Raw genomic sequence first — 23290 nt, 5'->3', positions numbered from 1 at the left:
TCTCCAGCACGGGAAATTCATTGTCGGCGCCCATCATCAAGATCGACGGTATTTCGAAAAGCTTCGGCACCTTCAAGGTGCTGGACGGCCTCTCGATGCAAGTCATGCCCGGCGAGAAGCTGGCACTAATCGGCCCGTCTGGTTCGGGCAAGACGACGATCCTGCGTATCCTGATGACGCTAGAGCGTATCGACAGCGGCCACATCCAAGTCGACGGCGAACAGTTGTACCACATGGAGCGTAACGGCCGGCTGCTGACGGCCGATGAACGACATTTGGCAAAGATGCGCCAGAAGATCGGCATGGTCTTCCAACTGTTCAATCTGTTTCCGCACAAATGCGCCATCGACAATGTGACGCTGGCACCGATGCTGACCAAAGGCGTGCCGCGGGCCGCCGCCGAAAAGCGGGCGATGGAACTGCTCGACATGGTCGGCATGGTCGACAAGGCCAAGGCGATGCCGGCGCAGCTTTCAGGCGGCCAGAAGCAGCGCGTCGCGATTGCGCGGGCGCTGGCGCTGTCGCCGAAGATCATGCTGTTCGACGAGGTCACCTCGGCGCTCGACCCGGAACTCGTCGACGAGGTGCTCAACGTCATGCGCAAGCTCGCCGCCGAGACCGACATGACCATGCTGCTGGTCACCCACGAGATGGGTTTCGCCCATGACTTCGCCGACCGGGTGCTGTTTTTCGATCGCGGCAGAATAGTCGAGGAGGGCAAGCCCGACGAGATTTTCCGCCATCCCAAACAGGAGCGCACGCAAGGTTTCCTGAAGAAGATCATTGCGGCCGGACATCGGGTCTGACTGCCATGCGAGGCGGCGACGCCTCAAACAAGCCAAGAAGACAGACAAACAAGGAGTTGGGAACAATGAAGAAATTTGCCATTTTGGCCGGCGTCGCCGGTATTACGCTGACGGCGGTGCTGGCCGCCTCGACGGCCGGCTCGGCCGACGACAGCAAGCTCGAAGAGCTCAAGGCGCAAGGCTTTGCCCGCGTCGCCATCGCCAACGAGCCGCCCTATACGGCGGTCGCTGCCGACGGCAAGGTTTCGGGTGCGGCGCCTGACGTTGCCCGTGAAATCTTCAAGCGCCTTGGCGTCAACGATATCGTCGCCTCGATCTCGGAATATGGCGCGATGATTCCCGGCCTGCAGGCCGGCCGTTTCGACGTCGTCACCGCCGGATTGTTCATGAAGCCGGAACGTTGTGCTGCGGTCGCCTATTCGGAACCGGTGCTGTGCGACGCCGAGGCGATGCTGGTGAAGAAGGGCAACCCGAAGGGTTTCAAGAGCTACGAGGACGTCGCGAAGGACGCGAGCGCCACGATCGGCGCACCGGGTGGCGGCACCGAAGAGAAGCTTGCGCTCACCGCAGGTGTGCCGCGCGAGCGCGTCATCGTCGTGCCGGACGGCCAGAGCGGCCTGAAGATGCTGCAGGACGGCCGCATCGATGCTTATTCGCTGCCCGTGCTGTCGATCAACGACCTGGTCAAGAAAGCCAATGATCCGAACCTCGAAGTCATCGCGCCGGTGGTCGGTGCGCCGGTCTATTGCGACGGCGCGGCCTTCAAGAAGGGCGACGAAGCGCTGCGCGACGCCTATGATGTCGAGCTGGCGAAACTGAAGAAGTCCGGCGAGTTCGCCAAGATCATCGAGCCTTACGGCTTCTCGGCGGCGGCGGCAATGTCGACGAGCCGCGACAAGCTCTGCTCGGCGAAGTAGGTGCGTTCTTCCTTCTCCCCGTTCACGGGGAGAAGGTGGCCCGAAGGGCCGGATGAGGGGCGGCGCCATACTCCGGTTGGTTCGCGCTGCCCCTCATCTGCCTGCCGGCATCTTCTCCCCGTGAACGGGGAGAAGGACGCTGGAACCAACGTGTCGCTAGACATTCAACGCGGAAACTTTCGACCCAATGACCCAATGGTCCGGCTATTTCGGCCTGATATTGCAAGGAGCGCTTGTCACCATCGAGCTGACGCTGATGGGGTCGGTGCTGGCCTTGGTCATGGCCTTTCTTGCCGGACTGGGGCGGCTGTCGCGGTTTTTCGTGCTACGCGCGCTGGCCACCGCGTATATCGAGTTCTTCCGCGGCACCTCGATTTTCGTGCAGCTGTTCTGGGCTTATTTCGTGCTGCCTTTTGCCGGCATTTCGCTGACGCCGCTGCAGGCCGGCGTGCTGGCGCTGGGCCTCAATGTCGGCGCCTATGCGGCGGAAGTGGTGCGTGGCGCCGTCAAGTCTATCGGCCGCGAACAATATGAGGCCTGCACCGCCCTCAATCTCGGCCGCTGGCAAGCCATGCGCCATATCATACTGCCGCAGGCGCTTCTGGTGATGCTGCCAACCTTTGGCAACAACGCCATTGAATTGCTCAAGGCCACCGCCGTCGTTTCGCTAATCTCGCTCGCCGACCTGACCTTCCAGGCGCAGGTGGTACGCTCGCAGACCGGCAATACTCTGGTGCCGTTCAGCACCATCCTCGTCATCTATTTCGTCCTGGCGCTGCTCATCTCCTGGGGCGTGCGGTCGCTGGAACGCCGCATGGCGCGTGGCCTCGACGGGGTGCGCGTATGATGGATCGTCCCTGCTAATGGAATGGGATTGGGATTTTGTCCGGCAGATCCTGCCGACGCTGATCGAGGGGGTGAAGATCACCATCCTGGCGACGCTGCTCGGCTCGGTGCTGGCGGCCATCGTTGGGCTGGGCATCGCGTTGGCGCGCCGGTCGCCGAACAGGGCTCTGTCGCGCACCGTCGGTTTCCTTGCCGAGTTCATCCGTGGCACGCCGCTGTTGGTGCAGCTCTATTTCATCTTCTACGTGCTGCCGGATTTTGGCATCCTGTTGCCGCCGCTTGTCGCGGGCGTCATCGGTCTCGGGCTGCATTACGGCACTTACACGGCCGAGGTCTACCGCGCCGGCATCGATAATGTTCCGCGCGGCCAGTGGGAAGCGGCCAAGGCCTGCAATCTGAACGCCACCCAGACCTGGACGCACATCATCATTCCGCAGGCGATCCCGCCGATGATCCCGGCGCTTGCCAATTATTTCATCGCCATGTTCAAAGAGACGCCGCTGCTGTCGGCGATCACCGTGCTCGAACTGATGAACCAGGCCAAGAGCGTCGCCAATACCTATTATCGGTATATCGAACCGATCACCTTGGTCGGCGCCTTCTTCCTCGCCATCAGCCTGTTCTCGGTGGTGCTGCTGCGCTGGCTGGAACACCGTTATGGGCGGATCGAACGATGAGCGCTGCACCCGAAATCCGCCTGCGCCCGGCCCGGCCGGCGCTCGATGCGCGTCCGCTGGAAAAGCGGGTCGGCCTGATCATCCTTGCCACCGACCATACGAGCGAACCGGATTTTCACCGCATGGTGGCAAGCGACCGCATCGGGGTCTATGTCGCGCGCATCCCCTACGCCAACCCGACGACGCCGGACAATTTGCGCAAGATGCAGCAGTCACTGACGGCGGCCGCGGCCCTGATCCTGCCCGACGAGCCGCTCGATGCGATCTGCTATTCCTGCACCTCAGCTTCCGTCGTGATCGGCGATGCCGAAATCGAGGCGGCGGTGCAGGCCGCCAAGCCCGGCGTGCCGGTGGTCACGCCGCCGATGGCCGGGGTGCGCGGCCTGAAGGCGCTGGGCGCCAGGACGATCAGCATCCTCACTCCCTATACGGTCGAGACCAGCCGGCCGATGGCGGCCTATTTCACCGAGCATGGTTTCGAGATCGCTAGCTTCACTTGCCTCGGCTTCGAGGATGATCGCGAGATGGCGCGGATTGCGCCGAAATCCTTGGTCGATCTGGCTCGCGAGGCGATGGCCGAACACTCGGACGCGCTGTTTGTCTCCTGCACGGCACTGCGGTCCGCGGCGGCAGTTGTCGGCATGGAAGAAGCCATCGGCCGTCCTGTCGTCACCAGCAACCAGGCGACAGCCTGGAATTGCCTGCGGCTTTGCGACGACGACGAGCCGCGCCCTGAATTCGGCCGTCTGATGACGCTGCCGCTGAACTGATTGATAAGCCATGACCACGTCCAGGATAAGCCTCTCCGATATCCACGCCGCGCGCGAGCGCATCGCAGACAAGGTCGAGCGTACGCCGACCGTCACTTCCCGGAGTCTTTCCCAGCACTTGGACGCTCCTGTTTATCTCAAGCTCGAACACCGGCAGACCACCGGCGCCTTCAAGCTGCGCGGTGCCTCGAACGCTATCGCTTCGCTGACAGAAGAGGAGAAGGCGCGCGGCGTCGTCGCTGCCTCGACCGGCAACCACGGCCGGGCGCTGGCTTATGCCGCTCGACTGCAAGGTATCGACGCGACGATCTGCATGTCGCGGCTGGTGCCGCAGAACAAGCTGGACGAGATCCGTCGGCTCGGCGCCGAGATCCGCATCGTCGGCAACAGCCAGGACGATGCGCAGCGGGAGGTCGAACGGCTGGTCGCGGAAGAGGGGCTGATCATGCTGCCGCCCTTCGACCATCCTGCCATTGTCGCCGGGCAAGGCACGCTCGGGCTGGAGATCATCGAACAGGTTCCGGACGCCGCCTTGGTGCTGGTGCCGCTTTCCGGCGGTGGGCTGGCGGCTGGCGTAGCTGCTGCCGTGAAGGGCGTCAGCCCGGCGACGAAGGTGATGGGCGTTTCAATGGCGCGCGGTGCGGCGATGAAGGCGAGCCTCGACGCCGGACATCCGGTTTTGGTCGAGGAACTGCCGACACTGGCCGATTCCCTCGGCGGCGGCATAGGCCTCGACAACCGGCTGACCTTTTCCATGTGCCGCGACCTGCTCGACGATGTGATCCTGCTCAGCGAGGGCGAGATCGCCACCGGCATCCGCCATGCCTATGAACAGGAGCGCGAGATCGTCGAAGGCGCCGGCGCGGTCGGCATCGCAGCCGTGCTTGCCGGCAAGGTCAGGGCGAGCGGCCCGACGGTGCTCGTGCTGTCCGGCCGCAACATCGATATGACACTGCACCGCAAGATCATCTGCGGCGAAGCAATTGCGGAGAGCGCAGCATGAGCCGGATGACGATCCTCACCGAAGCTGAATTGCGCAAGATCGTGAAGCTCGATCTTGATGCCATCGCCTGCGTCGAGAACGCGTTTCGGGCGCTCGCTACCTTGCCGGTGGCGATGCCGCCGATCCTGCGGCTGGACATTCCAGAGCATCGCGGCGAGGTCGACGTCAAGACCGCCTATGTACCGGGTATCGACGGTTTTGCTATCAAGATCAGCCCTGGCTTTTTCGATAATCCCAAGCTCGGCCTGCCCAGCGTCAACGGCATGATGGTGCTGCTGTCGGCGAAAACCGGATTGGTCGAGGCGCTGCTGCTCGACAATGGCTATCTCACCGACATCCGCACGGCCGCCGCCGGTGCGGTCGCCGCCAAACATCTGTCGCGGCCGGGTTCCTCCGTTGCCGCGATCTTCGGCGCCGGTGTTCAGGCCGGACTGCAGCTCGAAGCGCTGATGCTGGTGCGGCCGATCACCGAGGCTCGCGTCTGGGCAAGGGATGCCGCCAAGGCCGAGGCCGCGGCCGACGCATTGTCCGAAAGACTGGGCATCGCCGTTCACGCCGAGCCCGACGCGGCAAAGGCTGCGGCCGATGCCGACATCATCGTCACCACGACGCCGTCGACCGAGCCGCTGATCAAGGCCGGCTTCGTTTCCGCCGGCCAGCATATCACTGCCATGGGCTCGGATGCCGAGCACAAGAACGAGATCGCGCCGGCGATCCTGCGCATGGCCGATCTCTACGTCGCCGATAGCGCCAAACAGACGCGCCGGCTGGGCGAACTGCACCATGCTATCGCGGCGGGCGTGATGGCGTCCGATGCCGAAATCACCGAGCTTGGCCACATCATCGCCGGCGAAAGGCATGGCCGGCGCTCGGACAGCGACATCACCATTGCCGACCTGACCGGCACCGGCGTGCAGGACACGGCGATCGCCACGCTCGCCCGCGACCGTGCGCGTGCAGCCAAGACCGGTACGATTTTCGAAAGCTGATGCTGGCCGCAAGGCCCAACAAACGAGGACCAAGAACAATGCAGCCCAATTTGAAATTCTCGCGCGGCGAATATGCGGAGCGCCTCGCCAAAACGCGGAAGGTCATGGAGGCCAAGGGCGTCGATCTATTGATCGTCAGCGATCCGTCCAACATGGCCTGGCTGACCGGCTACGACGGCTGGTCGTTCTACGTGCACCAGGCTGTCATCGTGCCGCCGTCGGGCGAGCCGGTGTGGTACGGGCGCGGCCAGGACGCCAACGGCGCCAAGCGCACCGCCTATCTCGCGCACGACAACATCATCGGCTATGCCGACCACTATGTGCAGTCGACCGAGCGCCATCCGATGGATTTTCTGTCCAGCGTGCTCTCCGATCGCGGCTGGGGCAAGCTCAGCATCGGCGTCGAGATGGACAATTACTGGTTCTCGGCCGCTGCCTTCGCAGCGCTGCAGAAGCACTTACCCAATGCCCGCTTCGTCGACGCCACGGCACTCGTCAACTGGCAGCGCGCGGTGAAGAGCCCGACCGAAATCGACTACATGCGCAAGGCCGCCCGCATCGTCGAAGCGATGCACCAGCGCATCGTCGATAAGATCGAGGTCGGCATGCGCAAATGCGACCTGGTCGCCGAGATCTACGATGCCGGCACGCGCGGCGTCGACGGCATCGGCGGCGACTATCCGGCGATCGTGCCGCTGCTGCCGTCAGGCGCCGACGCATCGGCGCCGCATCTGACCTGGGACGACCGGCCGATGAAATCGGGCGAGGGCACCTTCTTCGAGATCGCCGGCTGCTACAACCGCTATCACTGCCCGCTGTCGCGGACCGTGTTCCTTGGTAAACCGACGCCGGAATTCCTCGATGCAGAAAAGGCGACGCTGGAAGGCATGGAGGCGGGACTTGCCGCCGCCAAGCCCGGCAACACATGCGAGGACATCGCCAACGCCTTCTTCGCGGTGTTGAAGCGGTACGGCATCGTCAAGGACAACCGCACCGGGTACCCGATCGGGCTTTCCTATCCGCCTGACTGGGGCGAGCGCACGATGAGCCTGCGTCCAGGCGACCGCACCGAGTTGAAGCCCGGTATGACCTTCCATTTCATGACCGGCTTGTGGCTTGAGACGATGGGGCTGGAAATCACCGAATCCATCCTGATCACCGAGACGGGCGTCGAGTGCCTGGCGAATGTGCCGCGCAAACTGGTGGTGAAGAATTGAGTCCGATGTCCAGCCTTCGCCCGTCACCGATCACGCCGACCGTCGATTTCGAGCGCGACGGCGTGCAGCACGGTTTCCTGCGCCTGCCTTACAGCCGCGACGATTCCGCCTGGGGGTCGGTGATGATCCCGATCTGCGTCATCCGCAACGGCAAGGGGCCGAGCGCATTGCTCACCGGCGGCAATCATGGCGACGAGTACGAGGGGCCGCTGGCGCTCTATGACCTCGCCCGTACGCTCGACCCGAAGCAAGTCAGCGGCACGATCATCATCGTGCCGGCGATGAACTATCCGGCGTTCCGCGCCGGCACGCGCACCTCGCCGATCGACAAGGGCAATCTCAACCGCAGCTTTCCCGGCCGGCCCGACGGCACGGTGACCGAGAAGATCGCTGATTATTTCCAGCGCGAGCTTCTGCCCCGTACAGACATCGCGCTCGACTTCCACTCCGGCGGCAAGACGCTCGACTTCGTGCCGTTCTGCGCCGCCCACATCCGGCCCGACAAGGTGCTGGAAGCGAAGGGTTTCGCTGCGGTTGAAGCCTTCTCCGCACCATGGTCGATGAAAATGCTGGAGATCGACGCGGTCGGCATGTTCGACACTGCCGCCGAAGAGATGGGCAAGCTGTTCATCACCACAGAGCTTGGCGGCGGCGGGACTTCGCGCGCGGAAACGGTGCGGATCGCACGTCGCGGCGTGCTCAATGTGCTGCGCCATGCCGGCATCGTCGCCGGCGCGGTCGAGATGCAGCCAACCCGCTGGCTCGACATGCCGTCCGGCGATTGCTTCTCGTTCGCCGAGGACGACGGGATGATCGAAACCATGATCGATCTCGGCGAGCCGGTGGCAGAGAACCAGGTGCTGGCACGTATCCATTCCATAGGCCGCACCGGCGGCGCTCCGCAGGAGATCCGGGCCAAAATGTCCGGTCTGTTGGCGGCGCGGCATTTTCCGGGGCTGGTCAAGGCCGGCGACTGCGCTGCCGTGGTCGCCGTGCTGGTCGATTGACGGTTAGGAAGCCGATGTCGGGAACGGCTCGGTCCTGCCTTTGGGGCGATCGCCGATCGCAAAGACGGCGCTCGCCTCGCTGACGATCGAGACATGATCCTTGGCGGCTGTTCCGGCCGCCGCACTGTCGCCGCGCATGATTGCGGTGACGATGGCGTCATGTTCTTGCCAGGACTGGGCCAGCCGCCCGGGCAGCATGAATTGCGCGCGCCGGAACGGCGCCAGGCGGCCGCGGGTCATGACGGTCAGTTCATAAATGTGCTTGCTGTGGGCGCCGCGATAGAGCCGGGTGTGGAATTCGGTGTTGAAAAGCTCATACTCTTCTTCGGCACCGAGCTGCACGAAGCGCGCCGAGGCCTGGTGCTCGGCCTCCAGCGTGCGGCGCTCGCCAGCGGTCATGCGCTCGGCCGAGAACCGCGCGCAGATCGCTTCAAGCTCGGCCATGCTTTCGAACATCGAGGCGAGGTGCTCCTGCGTCACCACGGCGACGGTGGCGCCGCGGTTCGGCCGCCTTTCGACCAGCCCCATGGCGCTGAGCCGGCTGAGCGCTTCCCTGATCGGCGTGCGTGAGACGTCGAAGCGGGCGGCGAGCGAGGCCTCGTCGAGCTTTTCGCCCGGGCGCAGGAAACCGGTGACGATCCGGTCGCTGATCGCCCTCACCATCTGATCGACGGTCGTGCCCGACCTGATCAAATTGCGCTTTCCCGACACGTCTCCTCCGTCCAGTCTTTTTGCTAGAGCCGTAAGCCACTCACCGGCTTCGATTCCTCCGCATCTCTGTATGCCTATGTTTTAGCCTTCATGTCAAATTGGCGATTTTGGAGGCAAAAAGTGTATGCAATTGCTCCGGCTTTGTGCAGTCCACATCGGAACACTCATTGATATTACTGAATAAATCTCATTTCTGAAACTGGCATGCTGATTGCATACACTTCTTTCATTGAGGTGTTAACCGGCCCCAAAGGCCCCACAGAGGGAGCATTCAATGTCCAAGAGATTCATGCTTAGCCGCCGCGACCTGCTCAAAACCTCCGCCGCCGGAGCGGCGCTCGGCCTTGCGTCCGCATCGTTTCCGATCAGCAGGGCCTTCGCCGCGACGGCCACCGTCGGCTTCATCTATGTCGGGCCAAAGGACGACTACGGCTACAACCAGGCGCATGCCGAAGGGGCCGCCACGCTGAAGGGGATCGAAGGAATTTCCGTCGTCGAGGAGGAGAACGTGCCGGAGACGGTCGACGTTCAGAAGACGATGGAATCGATGATCAATCTCGACGGTGCGTCGCTGATCTTCCCGACCTCGTTCGGCTATTTCGATCCGCACATGCTCGCCATGTGCGCGAAATTCCCCGACGTGCAGTTCCGCCATTGTGGTGGCATGTGGAACAAGGACAAGCATCCGATGAATGCCGGTTCCTATTTCGGCTATATCGGCATGGGCCAGTATCTGAACGGCGTCGTCGCCGGTCACACCAGCAAAACCAAGAAGCTCGGCTTCGTCGCGGCAAAGCCGATCCCGCAGGTGCTGCTCAACATCAATTCCTTCCTGCTCGGCGCGCGCTCGGTCGACCCGACCATCACCTGCCAGGTGATCTTCACCGGCGAGTGGTCGCTAGCGGTCAAGGAGGCCGAGGCCACCAATGCGCTGGTCGACCAGGGTGCCGACGTCATCACCTGCCATGTCGATAGCCCCAAGGTGGTGGTCGAGACGGCGGCCGGGCGTGGCGCCTTCGTCTGCGGCTATCATGCCAACCAGAGCCCGCTGGCGCCGGAAAAATACCTGACCGGCGCGGAATGGAACTGGGCCAAGGTCTACAAGATGTTCGTCGACGATCTGGTGGCCGGCACGCCGCTGCCCAATTTCACGCGCGGTGGCCTGGCCGACGGCTTCGTCAAGATGAGCCCGCTCGGCCCCGCTGTCGGCGAGGCCGCCCGCAAGCAGTTCGACGGCACGCTGGCCGAAATGATGAAAGGCGGCTTTTCCGTCATCAAGGGTCCGCTGAAGAGCAACAAGGGCGTCGTCGTCGTGACCGAAGGCCAGGCCTTCGCCGAGACCGCGCTCGAACTCGAAAGCATGGACTACCTGGTCGAGGGCGTCGTCGGTTCGACCGCCTGAACCGGATCGGAGACGGGGCCATGGCAGACACTGTCAGCACTGCGGGCGCACCGGCGCTGTTTGGCGCCAGGAATTATCCGGCGGCGCTCGAATGGGCGGCGCGGCGGGCGGAAGCCTTCGTCATACCGCTCGCGGCGCTGATCGTCGGCATGGCGCTGTTCAGCGTGTTCATCGCGCTGGTCGGCAAATCGCCGGTGCAACTCTACGAGACGATGTGGCGCGGCGGCTTCGGCTCGTGGTTCTCGATCCAGAACTCGCTGTCGCGGGCAGCACCGCTTTTATTGGCAGCGCTCTGCGTGGCGCTGCCGGCCCGGCTCGGCCTCGTCGTCATCGGCGGCGAAGGCGCGATCGTGCTGGGCGGCGTTGCCGCCGCCGCCATCGGCGTCGCGGCGAATGGCGCGCCGGCTTTTCTGGTCATCCTGCTGATGGGCGTGGCGGGCGCGGTCGCCGGCGGCATCTGGATCGGTGCCGTCGGCGCACTCCGCCACTACCGCGCCGTCAACGAAACCATCTCCAGCCTGCTGATGGCCTATATCGCCATCGCGCTGATGAACCATCTGGTCGAAGGGCCGCTGCGCGATCCGGCTTCGCTCAACAAACCCTCGACCGAGCCGCTGGCGGATGCCTACCGCATCGGCAACATTCCAGGCATGGACGTGCACTGGGGCCTGGTCGTCGGCATTCTCGCCTGCGTCCTGTCCTGGCTGTTGATCGAAAAGACGCGCTGGGGGTTTGCCGCCCGCATCGCCGGCGGCAATGTCAGGGCAGCTCAGGTGCAAGGGCTTGCCGTCGGGCCGCTGATCGTCGGCTTCACCGGGCTCGCCGGCGGCTTTGCCGGGCTGGCCGGCATGCTGGAGGTCGGCGCCGTGCAAGGCAGCGCCAACGCCTCGCTCGCCGCCGGCTATGGCTATACCGGCATCCTCGTCGCCTTCCTCGCCCGCCACAATCCGCTCGCCATCATCCCGGTCGCTTTCCTGCTCGGCGGTATCGGCGCTTCCGGCGGGCTGATCCAGCGCCGCATGGACCTTCCCGACGCCACCGTGCTGGTGCTGCAAGGCATGCTCTTCGTCGTCATCCTGTTCAGCGAAACCTTTTACGGCCGCTTCAAGGTCTTCAATCCCGATCTGTGGAAGAGGGGCTCCTGATGGACGCGACCGAGATCGGCCTGTGGGGCGTGCCGCTCGCCATTCTCGGCGGCGCCATCCGCGTTTCGACGCCCTTCATCTTCGTCTCGCTCGGCGAAGCCATCACCGAGCGCTCCGGCCGCATCAATCTTGGCCTCGAAGGCACGCTGGTCTTCGGTGCGATGACTGCCTACGCCGTCGCGGTGATGACCGGCTCGCCATGGCTCGGCCTGCTGGCTGCCGCAGGTGCCGGTCTTTGCTTCGGGCTGTTCCACGGCTGGATCTGCAAATTCCGCGGGGTGAACGACATCGCCATCGGCATCGCGCTTATGCTGTTCGGCTCCGGTCTCGCCTTCTTCTTCGGCAAGCCATTCATCCAGCCCTCGGCACCAGACCTGCCGGCCCTCGCCTTCGGTGGCTGGTCGGATATCCCGCAGGTGCAGGCGGCGCTCAACGTCAACGTGCTGTTCCTGATCGGGGCCGCACTTGCGCTGTTCCTGTGGTGGGCCTTCCGCAACACCCGCGCCGGCCTGGTCGTGCGCGTCGTCGGCGACAGCTCCGATGCGGCGCGCGCCATGGGCCTCAATCCGAACACCGTGCGCCTGCTTGCGACAGGCGTCGGCGGTGCGCTCGCCGGCATCGGCGGCGCCTATCTGTCGCTTTATTACCCCGGCAGCTGGACCGAACGCATCTCGTCGGGGCAGGGGCTGATGGCGGTGGCGCTGGTCATCTTCGCGCGCTGGAACCCGCTTGGCTGCTTTGCCGCGGCACTGTTGTTCGGCGGCGCCGGCGCGCTGGGCCCGGCGTTGCAATCGGTCGGGGTGACGCAGGGCTACTATCTCTTCTACGCCGCGCCTTACATCCTCACGCTCATTATCATGATCGCCACGTCGTCGCCGAACCGCTCGCTTGCCGGCGCGCCGGGCGAGTTGTCGATCACCAAATGACTGGAGTTTTTTCCGATGAACGCCAGAGCCGAGATCACCCAGCGCTACATCGATGCCGACCCCTATCCATGGCCCTATAATGGCGAGCTGCGGCCGGACAATACGGCATTGATCATCATCGACATGCAGACCGATTTCTGCGGGCCGGGCGGCTATGTCGATCATATGGGCTACGATCTTTCGCTAGTGCGGGCGCCGATCGAGCCGATCAAGTCGGTGCTCGCAGCCATGCGGGCCAAGGGCTACACCATCATCCACACGCGCGAGGGCCATCGGCCCGATCTCGCCGACCTGCCGGCCAACAAGCGCTGGCGCTCGCGCCGCATCAATGCCGGCATCGGCGACCCCGGGCCTTGCGGGCGCATCCTGGTGCGCGGCGAACCCGGCTGGGACATCATCCCCGACCTCTATCCGGCGGCTGGCGAGCCGATCATCGACAAGCCGGGCAAGGGCTCGTTCTGCGCCACCGACCTGGAGCTGATCCTGCACCAGCGCGGCATCGAAAACATCGTGCTGACCGGCATCACCACCGATGTCTGCGTCCACACGACGATGCGCGAGGCCAATGATCGCGGCTTTGAATGCGTCATGCTGGAGGATTGCTGCGGCGCGACCGATTACGGCAACCATCTCGCCGCGATCAAGATGATCAAGATGCAGGGCGGCGTGTTCGGCGCGGTGTCGAATTCGGTATCCTTCGTCGCGCAGCTGCCGTGAGGACACGATCTTGAGCGGAAGCATCGGCAAGAAAGCCGTCGGCGTCGAGACCATCGGCATGACCATGCGCTTCGGCGCCTTCACCGCGCTGGACGATGTCTCGATCAAGGTGCCGGCGGGATCGTTCCATGCGCTGCTCGGCGAAAACGGCGCCGGCAAGTCGACGCTGGTCAAATGCATGATGGGTTTTTACCATCCGACCGCCGGCGACATGCTGGTCGATGGCCGCGAGGTCGCGATCGCCAGTCCGAAGGATGCCTCGGCATTGGGGCTCGGCATGGTCTACCAGCATTTCACGCTCGTCCCGTCGCTGACCGGCGCGGAGAACCTGGTCATTTCGCGCGAGAAGGTGCCCGGCGTCATCGACTGGCGCAAGGAGCGCGCCGCACTTGCGCAATTCATGCAGCGGATGCCGTTCAAGCTGCCGCTCGACGTCAAGGTGGCGGAACTTGCGGCCGGCGAGAAGCAGAAGCTCGAAATCATCAAGCAGCTCTATCTCGGCCGCAGTTTCCTGGTGCTCGACGAGCCGACTTCGGTGCTCACTCCCGGCGAGGCACACGAAGTGCTTGGCCTGGTGCGCGACATGACCAGGACCGGCGACCTCACCGTGCTGATGATCTCGCATAAATTCCACGAGGTGACGGCCTTTGCCGACGATATCACCGTGCTGCGCAAGGGCAGGCTGACCGGAACCGGAAAGGTCTCCGAACTTTCCCACAAGCAGATGGCGGCGATGATGATCGGCGACCAACCGATCGCCGCACTCGACAGCCGCGCCCCGGTGCCGGCCGGCGCCAGACAGGTGCTGACGGTAAAGTCGCTGAAGGCGCCCGACCGCACCGGTTTGAAAACCATCGACATCGGCGAACTCGATGTGAAGTCGGGTGAGATCGTCGGCATTGCCGGCATCTCCGGCAACGGCCAGAAGGAGTTTCTCGAAGTCCTTGCCGGACAACGGGCGCGCAATGGCGGCGACGTTCTGGTGAAAGGCTCGCCCTATGGCGCCAGCCGCAGCGAGGCGCGCACGCTCAATGTCCGCTTCATTCCGGAGGAGCCCTTGCGCAATGCCTGCGCACCGAAGATGACGGTGGCGGAAAACATGGCCTTCCGGACCTTCGACCTCAACGAGGCCGGCAAGCCGGTCAACTGGATCAGGATGAGTGCGATCAGGGACTACGCGGCCCGTCTGGTCCAACAGTTCAAGGTCAAGACGGCATCCCTCGCTTCGCCGATTTCGTCGCTCTCGGGCGGCAATGTGCAGCGCGCCGTGCTGGCGCGGGAACTGACCGGCGAGGTCGATTTGCTCATCGTGTCGAACCCCTGCTTCGGCCTCGACTTCTCTGCCGTCGCCGAAATCCGCGCCCGCATCATGAAGGCGCGCAACGCCGGTGCCGCCGTGCTCCTTATGTCGGAGGACCTTGATGAGCTGCTCGAGCTCTCGGACCGCATCTTCGTCATGTCGGACGGCGCGCTGGTCTACGAGACGCCGATCGCGCAGGCGAGCGTGCAGACGATCGGCGAGCACATGGCGGGACATCACTGATGGCTGGGATCGAGGCGCTGCCGTTTCCGTTTGTGTTCAAGCCTGAGGCGATGGCGCTGGTCGTCATCGACATGCAGCGCGACTTTGCCGAACCCGGCGGCTTCGGCGCCAGCCTCGGCAATGACGTCAGCCGGGTCACGGCCATCGTGCCGACGGTGAAGAGGCTGATCGAGGGGTTTCGCGCCGCTGGCCTGCCGGTGATCCACACGATGGAGTGCCACAAGGCAGACCTTTCGGATCTGCCACCGGCCAAGCGCAATCGCGGCAATCCGTCGATCAGGATCGGCGATGTCGGGCCAATGGGTCGTGTGCTGATCGTCGGGGAGCCGGGAACGGCGATCCTCGATGAACTTGCCCCACTGCCTGGCGAGATCGTCATCGAAAAACCCGGCAAGGGCGCGTTCTATGCCACCAGCTTCGGCGACGACCTCAAGCGGCTTGGCGCACAGCAACTGGTCTTTGCCGGGGTGACGACGGAGGTCTGCGTGCAGACGACGATGCGCGAGGCCAACGACCGCGGCTATGAATGCCTTCTGGCGGAGGATGCCACTGAGAGCTATTTTCCGGAGTTCAAGGCGGCAGCCCTTGCCATGATCAGGGCGCAGGGCGCCATCGTCGGCTGGACGGCAACGACGGACCAGGTGCTCGAGGGGATTGCCAATGCCTAACCTTGCCTTTGCCGGCCTCCTCAATGGTGGCTGGCGCGGTCTGCCGTTCGAGCCTTTCCGCGATGGCATTACGGCGCATTGGCTGCTCAAGGGCGGACCGACGGAACCGTCGGTCGCCATCCTGAACTACCGGCCCGGCGCCGGCGTGCCGCGCCATCGCCATGCCGGGCTGGAAACGATCCTTGTGCTGGAAGGCACACAGAGCGACGAGAACGGCGATCATGCCGCGGGCAGCGTGATCCTGAACCCGGTCGGAACCGAGCATTCGGTGTGGACGAAGGATGGCTGCGTGGTGCTCATCCAGTGGAACCTGCCGGTAGTCATTCTGGGCGAGGCCAAATGAGCGACATCCGCTTCGACATAGCGAGCCTGCACGCTGCCTATCAGGCCGGCGTCAGCATCGGCGAGATGATCGATGCGGTCGATGCGCGGCTCGCGGCGGCCGATGACCCCGGCATCTTCATCCATCTGGCGAGCAGGGCGGAGTTGCTTGCCGAGGCGGAAAAGCTCGGCCCGTTCGATCCCGTGGCAAAGCCGCTGTGGGGCGTACCGTTCGCGGTCAAGGACAACATCGATGTTGCCGGCATGCCGACCACGGCGGCTTGTGCGGAATATGCCTACTTGCCGGCGAAAGACGCCACCGTCGTCGCGCGGCTCAAGGCCGCCGGCGCACTGGTCGTCGGCAAGACCAACCTCGACCAGTTCGCCACCGGCCTGGTCGGTGTGCGCACGCCCTATCCGATCCCGAGGAATGCGATCGACCCGAAACTGGTGCCGGGCGGCTCCTCATGCGGCTCGGCCGTCGCAACCGCGCGCGGCATCGTCTCGTTCGCGCTCGGCACCGACACCGCCGGTTCTGGGCGCATACCCGCCGGCCTCAACAACATCGTCGGGCTGAAGCCGGGCGTCGGCGCGCTATCAGCCGCCGGCGTCGTGCCGGCCTGCCGGACGCTTGACTGCGTCTCGGTCTTCGCGCTCACCGTCGATGACGCCTACAGCGTGTTCGAGGTCGCGGCGGCAAAGGACGACGCGGATCCCTATTCGCGCGACCTCTGCATTCAGGCTCTTGCCGCGCGCCCGCCGGTGCTGACGGTTGGCGTGCCGGCCAGGGCCGACTGGACCTTTTTCGGAGACCAGGCGATGCAGGCGGGTTTCGAGGCCGCCCTTGCCTCGCTGGAGACGCTGGGCTGCCAGCTGGTGGAAATCCCGTTCGCCGATTTCTACGCCACCGCCAACCTGCTTTACGAAGGCGCCTGGGTAGCCGAGCGTTACGCCGCGATCAGGGACTTCATGGATGCCAACGAGGCCGCCATGCATCCGGTGACGCGGCAGATCATCGGCGGTGCGCGAAAACTTTCCGCCGCGGACGCTTTCAACGGGCTCTATGCCCTGCAAGGCTATAAGGCCAGGCTTGCGCCGGTCATCGCCTCGGTCGACGTTTTCTGCGTGCCGACCGCGCCGACGCACTACACAGTCGAAGCGGTGCTGGCCGATCCGATCGTCACCAACAGCCGGCTCGGCACCTACACCAATTTCGTCAATCTGCTCGACATGTGCGGCATTGCCGTGCCGAGCGGAACCCGCAGCGACGGTCTGCCGATGAGCGTCACCTTGCTTGCCGCGGCGGGCAAGGACCATCTGCCGGCGTCGCTTGCGCGCGATGTCCATGCGGCAAGCGGCCTTGCGCTGGGCGCTACAGGCTGGCCGCTGCCGCGTGGCGACGTTCGCGTCGACGTGGACGAGGGCACGATCGAGCTGGCCGTGGTCGGCGCGCATCTGTCGGGGATGGCGCTGAACGGCCAGTTGCAGCAGCTCGGCGCGATTTTCGCCCGGGCGGCAAGAACGGCGCCGCTGTACCGGCTTTATGCACTCGCCGGCCAGTCGGTGTCGCGACCGGGGCTCGAGCGCAGCTGCAATGGCAAGGGGGCAGCGATCGAGGTCGAAGTCTGGCGGCTCTCGCCACAAGCCTTCGGCCGCTTCGTTGCCGCGATCCCGCCGCCGCTCGGCATCGGGACGCTTCTACTCGATGACGGAACTTCGCCGAAAGGCTTCCTCGTCGAAAGTGCCGGCCTTGCCGATGCAAAGGAAATTTCGCATTTCGGCGGCTGGCGCAATTTCATGGCGGGTCAGCTGCAGCGGAGCTGACGCTATCACTCTACCTTTTGCCTGAACTTCGAATGGCAGCTCGAGCAATCCTGCAAGATGAGATGCAGGAGGTGCTCCGCCGGCAATTTAGTGGGATCGGCTTCCGCGAGTGATGGTCGCTTGCCAAGCAGGCTGCCACCGCCCATTGCCAGGCCGGAACCCATTCTCATGTCGTCGGTGATATGCGGTGGTGCCCGCTCGGCGTCGGAGGCCAGGGCGCTGGCCAGCGTTCCGATGTGGCGTGCCAGCCCTTCGAACTCCGCGCGGGCGGGGTCGATATCCGGCTTGGCGCCTGAAGGCGCTCCCAATGTCGCGCTGGGGAATTCGGCAATCAAGGCAGGGCCGGTGCGGGCGCGGATGGTCTCGGCCGCCGCCTTGAAGGCTGCGGCGTCGTACGCCTGCTTGCCGTCGAACATCCCGGCGATCGCCTTTGCCGCCGCGGCCATTTCCTTCATCGAGGCCTGGCGAGCCTGGATGACCGCATCACGACCCGAATGGGCGGCGGCGAGCACGACAGAGACGCAGGCAAGCGACAGGACCGCTATGATAGCTGCTCGTCTCATCGTTTGCACATAAGGAGCTAGAGAATTCTTGTGACCAGACTGTCCAATCGGGAGTTCTCGCGATAGGCCAATCGGACCACAACGGCACCTAAGACGCCAGTGATGGCACCGCCTATCACGTCGGTGAGATAGTGGGTGCCGATGTAAATTCTCGACCAGCAGATCAGCAATGCCATGATGGAGAGGGCCAGCGTCCGGCGCGGCAGACCTTGCATTGCAAGAGCCGCAACAACCGCAAAGCTGGCTGTCGCGTGGTCGGAGGGAAACGACCAGTCGGCGCTGGGCGCAATCAGCAGATGCGTCAGGCCGGCATCGTAGGGCCGCAGCCGGTGGACGAATAGCAAAATGAACTGATTGATCGCCAGACCGAGCAGGAACGCCAAGCCGGCGGACAAGGCAGCATGGCGCACATGGTAGCGGTCGGCCTTTGCCCACCATTGCAGGGCAACAGCCAGCACCATCAGCGGAACGCCGATTTGTGAGACGGCGATCATTGCCTTATCAAGAAAAGGGCTGATCCCGGCTGCCGCGTTGATCCAGTGGGTTAGGGCTGCATCCATCGTTTCTCGTTTCCGCTGTTGTCGATCGCAAGGTGAATTTTGTGAAAGCAGTAGACGAACGCCGCATCCATCAGATTTTCGAGCTCAGCATCTGGCTTAAAGGGGCGCATGCCCTGATCGAATGCGTGGGCGGGATCCTGCTTTATGTCGTCACCACCGACGCCATTGCCTCCTGGGTCAATACATTCACTCAAGAGGAATTGATCGAAGATCCGAACGATTTCATAGCTGGCTATCTGTCGCAGATGGCAAGCCACTTTTCCGTCGCCAGCAAGGAGTTTTATGCCTTCTACCTGCTTAGCCACGGCTTGATAAAACTGCTGCTCGTTGTCGGGCTTTTGAGAGGCAAGCTGTGGTCGTATCCGGCATCGCTTGCGGCGCTGGGCGCATTTATGTTCTATCAAGTCTACCGCTACTCCTACACCCATTCGTTCGGCCTGCTTGTCCTGACCGTATTCGATGCTGTCGTCATGGTGCTGATCTGGCATGAATGGAAGGTCGTGCGGCAGCACAAGCCGGCATGACAGCGAAGTTTGCTTGTCAGCCGCTCCGATTTTCAATCCACCTCACTGGGCGACGCCTTGTCCTGCCAGCTCGTCGATGATCGGGCAATCCGGCCGCTCGTCGCCGTGGCAGTGACTGACCAGATGGTGGAGCAAGCCGCGCAATCCGACCAGTTCGGCGATCTTCCTGTCGATCTCCACCAGCTTGGCTTTCGCGATCGCCTTCACGTCGGCGCTGTCACGTTCCCTGTCTTGATACAGCGAGAGCAACTGGCGGCATTCGTCGACCGAAAATCCCAGGCTTCGCGAGCGCTGCAGGAAGCGCAGCCGGTGAATATCGGCCGTCGAGTAATCGCGATAGCCATTGTCTGTCCGAGCCGGATGCAAGAGCCCGATGTCCTCGTAATAACGGATCGTCTTGGACGGCAGGCCGGATTTTTCGGATGCGATACCGATGTTCATGGTGGAAAATCTCCTTTGTCGGAGGAAATAGACCTTCCAGTAGATGGAAGGTCAACATGATGTGGCGATTTTGGATGCCCGACGCAACCGCCCGCCCGCTCCAACCGTTTCCCTGCCAACAGCGCACACTGAACCTTCGGGAAGAAATCAGTTTTCGGAAACGTTTATCGAACAGCGCTCAAAACCCGGTGTTCGACACCGGGTAACGATGAGCAAGGACCCTCCGGCGGCACGTTATACCGTGCGCCCGCCGAGGAGACAGAATATGCCCGTCAACGCCTATATCAACCGGATCGCGACGGCGGTGCCGGAGCACGAGGTTCATCAATTCTACCTGCGTTTCGCGGCCTCCATGCTCGCGGCCGATCGCCGGAGGATCTTCGAACGCATGGCCGATCTTGCCGGCATCGAGCACCGCTATTCCTGCTTTGCGCCGGCGTCCGACCCCGAAGGACCAACTGCCGACCTGGCCGGGACCTTCATCCGGGGCGCGTTTCCCGGAACAGCGGCGAGAATGGCGATGTTCGACGATGCCGCACCTGTTCTGGCGCAAAAGGGCATCGACGGATTGCAGCTTGGCGACGACGCTTCCCGCATCACCCATCTTATCGTCACCACCTGCACTGGCTTTTCGGCGCCGGGCATCGATCTGGAGCTGATCGCGCGTTGCGGGCTTCCCGATAGTGTCGAACGCACGATGATCGGTTTCATGGGTTGCTACGCGGCGATCAACGGGCTCAAGCTGGCCCGCCACATCGTCCGCTCCGACCAGCAGGCCAAGGTCCTGCTGGTCAATATCGAGCTCTGCACGATGCATCTGCGCGAAACCACCGAGCTGGAAAAACTGCTGTCGTTCTGCCTCTGGGGCGACGGCTGCGCGGCCACGCTCATTACCGCCGAGCCGGCCGGCATCGAGCTCGATAGCTTTCACTGTCTGGTGGCGAGGGAGCGGCGGGATCTGATGCGCTGGAATATTCGCGACCACGGCTTCGAAATGGTTCTTTCCGGCCAGGTGCCGGCAGCGATTCATGAGGCGTTGCGGAACAGCCAGGCCGCCATGCTCGGCGGCCGGCCGACCGAGGCAATCGACCTTTGGGCCGTGCATCCGGGTGGACGTTCGGTGCTCGACGCCGTCGAAAGGGCTCTGGAACTGGAGCCCACCGCGCTGGAACCATCGCGCGAGGTGTTGTGCCAGTATGGGAACATGTCGTCGGCGACCGTCATGTTCGTGATGAAGGAGATGTTGAAGGCGCCACCCGGCCTGCTCGGTTGCGGCATGTCGTTCGGACCCGGGCTGACGGCCGAAACCATGCTCTTTCGAACGGTGTCATGAGCCGCCTGGAGCACCGGCAGCTTGCGCCGGAAATCCTCGACGGACTTGCGGCCGAAGATCCGCGAGCGCTGGCCGCGCGCCGCGACCTTCGGCGCATCAATATGCTGATGTTTCAGGTGCCGATCATGACGTCGTTGCTCAGGAGGTTCGTGCCAACGCCGCCACGCCGCATCCTGGAGATCGGCGCCGGCGATGGCTCCTTCATGCTGGCGGTGGCGCGGCGCATGGCCAGGCATTGGCCTGGGGTCGAACTGGTAATGCTCGACCGCGTCGGCCTCGTCACCGCGCAATTGCGCGGTGATTTTGACAGGCTGGGATGGAAGGCCGAAGGCGTCACCGCCGATGTCTTCGACTGGGCAGGAAAGATCGAGGGTGCGCCGTTCGACGCCGTCACCGTCAATCTGTTCCTGCATCACCTCGACGATGCGCAGCTCGTGCGTCTGTTTTCGCTGATCAGGCCGAAAGCCCCGTTGCTCATCGCGACAGAGCCGCTGCGGGCGAAACTGCCGCTGGCCGCGACCCGTCTTCTGCCGGCAATCGGCGCCAACGACGTCACACGAAACGACGCGGCGCAAAGCGTGCGTGCCGGCTTTCGCGGCAGCGAGCTTACCGGTCTCTGGCTTGCGGCCAACGGCAAACCGGTCGAGGAGCGGCGCGCCGGCCTGTTTTCCCACATCTTCGTCGGCGCCAGTGCCAGTGTCGAGCCATGACGGGATTGTCGACTCATGACGCGATCGTCATTGGTGCCGGCCCGGCGGGCACCTCCGTCGCGCTCACGCTGGCCCGGCGCGGATGGACCGTGGCAATTGTGGAAAAAAGCGCGTTCCCGCGCCGCAAGGTCTGCGGCGAATACATCTCGGCAAGCAATCTTGCGCTTCTCGACCGGCTCGAGATCGGCGATGCCTGGCGTACCAATGCCGGCCCCGAAATCCCCCGCGTCGGCTTGTTTTCCGGCGAGACCTGCGTCGAGGCGGCAATGCCACGTGCAGGAGCTGGGCCTCGTGCGAAAGACAGCTTCGGCCGGGCGCTCGGCCGGGACATTCTCGACTCTCTGCTTTTGCAAGCGGCGCGATCGGCGGGTGTCGAAATCTTTCAACCCTGCCGCGCCGTCGCCATCGAGCCGGACGGTGAGATGCAAAGGGTGCGAATTCAGGCCGGGGATGAAGCGGCGATGTTGCGTGCGCCGGTGATTGTCGCCGCTCACGGCTCGTGGGAACCGGGACCATTGCGCAGCCAACTCGCAAAGGCCAATCGGCCGTCGGACCTGCTCGGCTTCAAGGCGCATTTCACCGGGTCGTCGCTGGCGCCGGATTTGATGCCTCTGCTGGCCTTCCCTGGCGGCTACGGCGGCATGGTTTCGGCGGATCATGGCCGGTTGTCGATCTCGTGCTGCATCCGGCGCGATATGCTCGCGCGGCTGCGTAAACAATATGGCCCCAAACAACGGAGCCATGTGTCGGCCGCCGATGCGGTCTCCCGGCATCTCCTGAATTCATGCCGGGGCGTGCGGGACGCCCTGGAACCGGCTCTCCTCGACGGTCCGTGGCTTGCCGCAGGTCCGATCCGGCCGGGAATTCGCTCGTGCTACGAAGGGGACATCTTCCGCGTCGGCAATGCAGCCGGAGAGTCTCATCCTGTCATCGCCGAGGGCATCTCGATGGCGCTTCAGTCCGGCTGGCTGCTGGCTTGCGAACTCGCATGCGCGCCAAGTGGCCGAGCAGGGCGCGAGGCTGCCGCCAGACGCTACGAGGCGGCCTGGAAAAGACTGTTTTCGACACGGGTATACGCCGCCGCGGCCGTTGCCGGAATTGCCCTTCGCCCCGGCAGCGCCACCTTGATGGCGGCGATCGTCCAGAATTTCCCGCAGGCACTGACGCTGGGCGCGCAACTGAGCGGCAAGACCAAGCCGGTTCCAGGCTTCGTCTAGGCGACATAGCGGTCCCATGAGCCGTAGTGCTCCTTGCTTCGGCGCCCCCGAGGCAGGCTGAGGCCGATCACAACTAGCCCTGCAACGGCATTGTTCAATGTCGAACCTCTGGTCGCGCCGTCGAGCAGCCAGGGCGCTGCGATCAGCCATAACCCGAACGGCAGGTTGAGGAAACGCAACGGCCGTGCCACCTCGGCCATGGCGCAGACCGCGATCGTGATGATCATGGCGCCCGAGAGGTGATCGCTGTTTGCAATGGCGCCGGCTGTGCCGAAGACCAGCCGCGAGACCATCAGCCAACCGCCGACGATACAGCATGCGACCAGCGTCCATGGAAACGTGACACCGCGAATGGCTGCGGCGGACTGTGCGGCAAGCGCGGCGGAAAAGCCGGGATCGTTCTTGTCCGCCTCGCCGTTCGGCTCCGGCCCGCCTTGGAAAAAGGTGCGCCAG

Annotated in this window: 26 protein-coding genes; 21 read left to right on the top strand and 5 right to left on the bottom strand. The window is 63.8% G+C overall.

Annotated elements, in window-relative coordinates:
- Window positions 1–20 precede the first annotated feature (20 nt).
- From ehuA to doeB, 9 genes are all read left to right on the top strand, one after another.
- On the top strand, window positions 21–806 hold the full coding sequence (ehuA, locus tag NKJ55_RS25825) for an ectoine/hydroxyectoine ABC transporter ATP-binding protein EhuA (protein WP_352452351.1): 786 nt from the start codon (window positions 21–23) through the stop codon (window positions 804–806).
- A gap of 65 nt (window positions 807–871) precedes the next feature.
- Window positions 872–1723, top strand: coding sequence for an ectoine/hydroxyectoine ABC transporter substrate-binding protein EhuB (gene ehuB / locus NKJ55_RS25820; protein ID WP_352452350.1), 852 nt, complete (start codon window positions 872–874; stop codon window positions 1721–1723).
- Between the two features lie 187 nt (window positions 1724–1910).
- Window positions 1911–2570 carry an ectoine/hydroxyectoine ABC transporter permease subunit EhuC gene (gene ehuC, locus NKJ55_RS25815; protein WP_352452349.1) on the top strand — a complete coding sequence of 220 codons (660 nt, stop codon included), beginning with the start codon at window positions 1911–1913 and terminating at the stop codon, window positions 2568–2570.
- A gap of 16 nt (window positions 2571–2586) precedes the next feature.
- Window positions 2587–3246: an ectoine/hydroxyectoine ABC transporter permease subunit EhuD gene (ehuD, locus tag NKJ55_RS25810; protein ID WP_023677202.1), complete on the top strand. Its 660-nt coding sequence runs from the start codon at window positions 2587–2589 to the stop codon at window positions 3244–3246.
- On the top strand, window positions 3243–4016 hold the full coding sequence (gene eutA / locus NKJ55_RS25805) for an ectoine utilization protein EutA (protein ID WP_352452348.1): 774 nt from the start codon (window positions 3243–3245) through the stop codon (window positions 4014–4016). Before ehuD ends, eutA begins: the two co-directional genes overlap by 4 nt.
- A 10-nt stretch (window positions 4017–4026) precedes the next feature.
- Window positions 4027–5019, top strand: a complete 993-nt coding sequence (gene eutB / locus NKJ55_RS25800; RefSeq protein WP_023677204.1) for a hydroxyectoine utilization dehydratase EutB — start codon at window positions 4027–4029, stop codon at window positions 5017–5019.
- Window positions 5016–6008 (top strand): cyclodeaminase, encoded by a 993-nt coding sequence (locus NKJ55_RS25795; RefSeq protein ID WP_352452347.1) that lies wholly within the window; start codon window positions 5016–5018, stop codon window positions 6006–6008. Before eutB ends, NKJ55_RS25795 begins: the two co-directional genes overlap by 4 nt.
- A 38-nt stretch (window positions 6009–6046) precedes the next feature.
- Complete coding sequence (gene doeA, locus NKJ55_RS25790; RefSeq protein ID WP_023677206.1) at window positions 6047–7225, top strand: ectoine hydrolase DoeA; 1179 nt, start codon at window positions 6047–6049, stop codon at window positions 7223–7225.
- A gap of 5 nt (window positions 7226–7230) precedes the next feature.
- Window positions 7231–8232 carry a N(2)-acetyl-L-2,4-diaminobutanoate deacetylase DoeB gene (doeB, locus tag NKJ55_RS25785; RefSeq protein WP_023677207.1) on the top strand — a complete coding sequence of 334 codons (1002 nt, stop codon included), beginning with the start codon at window positions 7231–7233 and terminating at the stop codon, window positions 8230–8232.
- A gap of 3 nt (window positions 8233–8235) precedes the next feature.
- Here doeB and NKJ55_RS25780 read toward each other — a convergent pair whose 3' ends face one another.
- On the bottom strand, window positions 8236–8895 hold the full coding sequence (locus NKJ55_RS25780) for a GntR family transcriptional regulator (RefSeq protein ID WP_023677208.1): 660 nt from the start codon (window positions 8893–8895) through the stop codon (window positions 8236–8238).
- Window positions 8896–9217: 322 nt separating this feature from the next.
- On the opposite strand from NKJ55_RS25780, the gene NKJ55_RS25775 reads away from it, so the two are divergent.
- Genes NKJ55_RS25775 through atzF form a run of 8 tightly spaced genes read left to right on the top strand, consistent with a single transcriptional unit; the run spans window position 9218 to window position 17489 of the window.
- Window positions 9218–10345 carry a BMP family ABC transporter substrate-binding protein gene (locus NKJ55_RS25775; RefSeq protein WP_352452346.1) on the top strand — a complete coding sequence of 376 codons (1128 nt, stop codon included), beginning with the start codon at window positions 9218–9220 and terminating at the stop codon, window positions 10343–10345.
- A gap of 20 nt (window positions 10346–10365) precedes the next feature.
- On the top strand, window positions 10366–11490 hold the full coding sequence (locus NKJ55_RS25770) for an ABC transporter permease (protein WP_352452345.1): 1125 nt from the start codon (window positions 10366–10368) through the stop codon (window positions 11488–11490).
- The gene (locus NKJ55_RS25765) at window positions 11490–12416 is read left to right on the top strand and encodes an ABC transporter permease (protein WP_352452344.1); all 927 of its coding nucleotides are present in this window, start codon (window positions 11490–11492) and stop codon (window positions 12414–12416) included. The genes NKJ55_RS25770 and NKJ55_RS25765 overlap by 1 nt, the downstream gene beginning before the upstream one ends.
- Before the next feature lie 15 nt (window positions 12417–12431).
- Window positions 12432–13133: a biuret amidohydrolase gene (gene biuH, locus NKJ55_RS25760; RefSeq protein WP_352452343.1), complete on the top strand. Its 702-nt coding sequence runs from the start codon at window positions 12432–12434 to the stop codon at window positions 13131–13133.
- A gap of 10 nt (window positions 13134–13143) precedes the next feature.
- Complete coding sequence (locus NKJ55_RS25755) at window positions 13144–14676, top strand: ABC transporter ATP-binding protein (RefSeq protein ID WP_352452342.1); 1533 nt, start codon at window positions 13144–13146, stop codon at window positions 14674–14676.
- Complete coding sequence (locus NKJ55_RS25750; RefSeq protein ID WP_352452341.1) at window positions 14676–15344, top strand: cysteine hydrolase family protein; 669 nt, start codon at window positions 14676–14678, stop codon at window positions 15342–15344. The genes NKJ55_RS25755 and NKJ55_RS25750 overlap by 1 nt, the downstream gene beginning before the upstream one ends.
- On the top strand, window positions 15337–15687 hold the full coding sequence (locus NKJ55_RS25745) for a cupin domain-containing protein (RefSeq protein ID WP_352452340.1): 351 nt from the start codon (window positions 15337–15339) through the stop codon (window positions 15685–15687). The genes NKJ55_RS25750 and NKJ55_RS25745 overlap by 8 nt, the downstream gene beginning before the upstream one ends.
- A complete protein-coding gene (atzF, locus tag NKJ55_RS25740) occupies window positions 15684–17489 on the top strand; it encodes an allophanate hydrolase (protein ID WP_352452339.1) in 1806 nt (601 codons plus the stop codon). Before NKJ55_RS25745 ends, atzF begins: the two co-directional genes overlap by 4 nt.
- Window positions 17490–17494: 5 nt before the next feature.
- Here the strand turns inward: atzF and NKJ55_RS25735 are convergent, their stop codons facing one another.
- Entirely contained in the window at window positions 17495–18052 is a 558-nt protein-coding gene (locus tag NKJ55_RS25735; protein WP_352452338.1) for a cytochrome c, read from the bottom strand.
- A gap of 17 nt (window positions 18053–18069) precedes the next feature.
- Window positions 18070–18612 carry a phosphatase PAP2 family protein gene (locus NKJ55_RS25730; RefSeq protein WP_352452337.1) on the bottom strand — a complete coding sequence of 181 codons (543 nt, stop codon included), beginning with the start codon at window positions 18610–18612 and terminating at the stop codon, window positions 18070–18072.
- A 41-nt stretch (window positions 18613–18653) separates the two neighbouring features.
- On the opposite strand from NKJ55_RS25730, the gene NKJ55_RS25725 reads away from it, so the two are divergent.
- On the top strand, window positions 18654–19136 hold the full coding sequence (locus tag NKJ55_RS25725; protein WP_352452336.1) for a DUF2127 domain-containing protein: 483 nt from the start codon (window positions 18654–18656) through the stop codon (window positions 19134–19136).
- A 42-nt stretch (window positions 19137–19178) separates the two neighbouring features.
- Here the strand turns inward: NKJ55_RS25725 and cueR are convergent, their stop codons facing one another.
- Complete coding sequence (gene cueR / locus NKJ55_RS25720; protein ID WP_352452335.1) at window positions 19179–19577, bottom strand: Cu(I)-responsive transcriptional regulator; 399 nt, start codon at window positions 19575–19577, stop codon at window positions 19179–19181.
- Between the two features lie 265 nt (window positions 19578–19842).
- On the opposite strand from cueR, the gene NKJ55_RS25715 reads away from it, so the two are divergent.
- The 3 genes from NKJ55_RS25715 to NKJ55_RS25705 are packed head-to-tail and all read left to right on the top strand — an operon-like array spanning window position 19843 to window position 22837.
- On the top strand, window positions 19843–20910 hold the full coding sequence (locus NKJ55_RS25715) for a type III polyketide synthase (protein ID WP_352452334.1): 1068 nt from the start codon (window positions 19843–19845) through the stop codon (window positions 20908–20910).
- Window positions 20907–21620 carry a methyltransferase domain-containing protein gene (locus NKJ55_RS25710; protein ID WP_352452333.1) on the top strand — a complete coding sequence of 238 codons (714 nt, stop codon included), beginning with the start codon at window positions 20907–20909 and terminating at the stop codon, window positions 21618–21620. Before NKJ55_RS25715 ends, NKJ55_RS25710 begins: the two co-directional genes overlap by 4 nt.
- Window positions 21617–22837 (top strand): NAD(P)/FAD-dependent oxidoreductase, encoded by a 1221-nt coding sequence (locus NKJ55_RS25705; protein ID WP_352452332.1) that lies wholly within the window; start codon window positions 21617–21619, stop codon window positions 22835–22837. Before NKJ55_RS25710 ends, NKJ55_RS25705 begins: the two co-directional genes overlap by 4 nt.
- Here the strand turns inward: NKJ55_RS25705 and NKJ55_RS25700 are convergent.
- Complete coding sequence (locus NKJ55_RS25700) at window positions 22834–23130, bottom strand: SPW repeat protein (RefSeq protein WP_502904513.1); 297 nt, start codon at window positions 23128–23130, stop codon at window positions 22834–22836. The two genes, NKJ55_RS25705 and NKJ55_RS25700, sit on opposite strands and share 4 nt — an antisense overlap.
- Between the last annotated feature and the right edge of the window lie 160 nt (window positions 23131–23290).

The sequence above is a fragment of the Mesorhizobium sp. M0106 genome (genome assembly GCF_040322715.1).
GTDB lineage: Bacteria > Pseudomonadota > Alphaproteobacteria > Rhizobiales > Rhizobiaceae > Mesorhizobium.
Note: the sequence above shows the minus strand (reverse complement) of the source record. Positions and strands in the feature narration are given on the sequence as shown.

Excerpts from the sequence above, each read along its gene's own strand:
- ehuB (WP_352452350.1), top strand. The coding sequence starts at position 872 with ATGAAGAAATTTGCCATTTTGGCCGGCGTCGCCGGTATTACGCTGACG.
- doeA (WP_023677206.1), top strand. The coding sequence starts at position 6,047 with ATGCAGCCCAATTTGAAATTCTCGCGCGGCGAATATGCGGAGCGCCTC.
- NKJ55_RS25765 (WP_352452344.1), top strand. The coding sequence starts at position 11,490 with ATGGACGCGACCGAGATCGGCCTGTGGGGCGTGCCGCTCGCCATTCTC.
- ehuC (WP_352452349.1), top strand. The coding sequence starts at position 1,911 with ATGACCCAATGGTCCGGCTATTTCGGCCTGATATTGCAAGGAGCGCTT.
- cueR (WP_352452335.1), bottom strand. The coding sequence starts at position 19,577 with ATGAACATCGGTATCGCATCCGAAAAATCCGGCCTGCCGTCCAAGACG.
- eutB (WP_023677204.1), top strand. The coding sequence starts at position 4,027 with ATGACCACGTCCAGGATAAGCCTCTCCGATATCCACGCCGCGCGCGAG.
- NKJ55_RS25745 (WP_352452340.1), top strand. The coding sequence starts at position 15,337 with ATGCCTAACCTTGCCTTTGCCGGCCTCCTCAATGGTGGCTGGCGCGGT.
- biuH (WP_352452343.1), top strand. The coding sequence starts at position 12,432 with ATGAACGCCAGAGCCGAGATCACCCAGCGCTACATCGATGCCGACCCC.
- NKJ55_RS25730 (WP_352452337.1), bottom strand. The coding sequence starts at position 18,612 with ATGGATGCAGCCCTAACCCACTGGATCAACGCGGCAGCCGGGATCAGC.
- NKJ55_RS25735 (WP_352452338.1), bottom strand. The coding sequence starts at position 18,052 with ATGAGACGAGCAGCTATCATAGCGGTCCTGTCGCTTGCCTGCGTCTCT.
- ehuD (WP_023677202.1), top strand. The coding sequence starts at position 2,587 with ATGGAATGGGATTGGGATTTTGTCCGGCAGATCCTGCCGACGCTGATC.
- NKJ55_RS25710 (WP_352452333.1), top strand. The coding sequence starts at position 20,907 with ATGAGCCGCCTGGAGCACCGGCAGCTTGCGCCGGAAATCCTCGACGGA.
- NKJ55_RS25770 (WP_352452345.1), top strand. The coding sequence starts at position 10,366 with ATGGCAGACACTGTCAGCACTGCGGGCGCACCGGCGCTGTTTGGCGCC.
- eutA (WP_352452348.1), top strand. The coding sequence starts at position 3,243 with ATGAGCGCTGCACCCGAAATCCGCCTGCGCCCGGCCCGGCCGGCGCTC.
- NKJ55_RS25780 (WP_023677208.1), bottom strand. The coding sequence starts at position 8,895 with ATGGTGAGGGCGATCAGCGACCGGATCGTCACCGGTTTCCTGCGCCCG.
- NKJ55_RS25750 (WP_352452341.1), top strand. The coding sequence starts at position 14,676 with ATGGCTGGGATCGAGGCGCTGCCGTTTCCGTTTGTGTTCAAGCCTGAG.
- NKJ55_RS25700 (WP_502904513.1), bottom strand. The coding sequence starts at position 23,130 with ATGGTCTCGCGGCTGGTCTTCGGCACAGCCGGCGCCATTGCAAACAGC.
- NKJ55_RS25705 (WP_352452332.1), top strand. The coding sequence starts at position 21,617 with ATGACGGGATTGTCGACTCATGACGCGATCGTCATTGGTGCCGGCCCG.
- atzF (WP_352452339.1), top strand. The coding sequence starts at position 15,684 with ATGAGCGACATCCGCTTCGACATAGCGAGCCTGCACGCTGCCTATCAG.
- doeB (WP_023677207.1), top strand. The coding sequence starts at position 7,231 with ATGTCCAGCCTTCGCCCGTCACCGATCACGCCGACCGTCGATTTCGAG.
- NKJ55_RS25775 (WP_352452346.1), top strand. The coding sequence starts at position 9,218 with ATGTCCAAGAGATTCATGCTTAGCCGCCGCGACCTGCTCAAAACCTCC.
- NKJ55_RS25795 (WP_352452347.1), top strand. The coding sequence starts at position 5,016 with ATGAGCCGGATGACGATCCTCACCGAAGCTGAATTGCGCAAGATCGTG.
- NKJ55_RS25715 (WP_352452334.1), top strand. The coding sequence starts at position 19,843 with ATGCCCGTCAACGCCTATATCAACCGGATCGCGACGGCGGTGCCGGAG.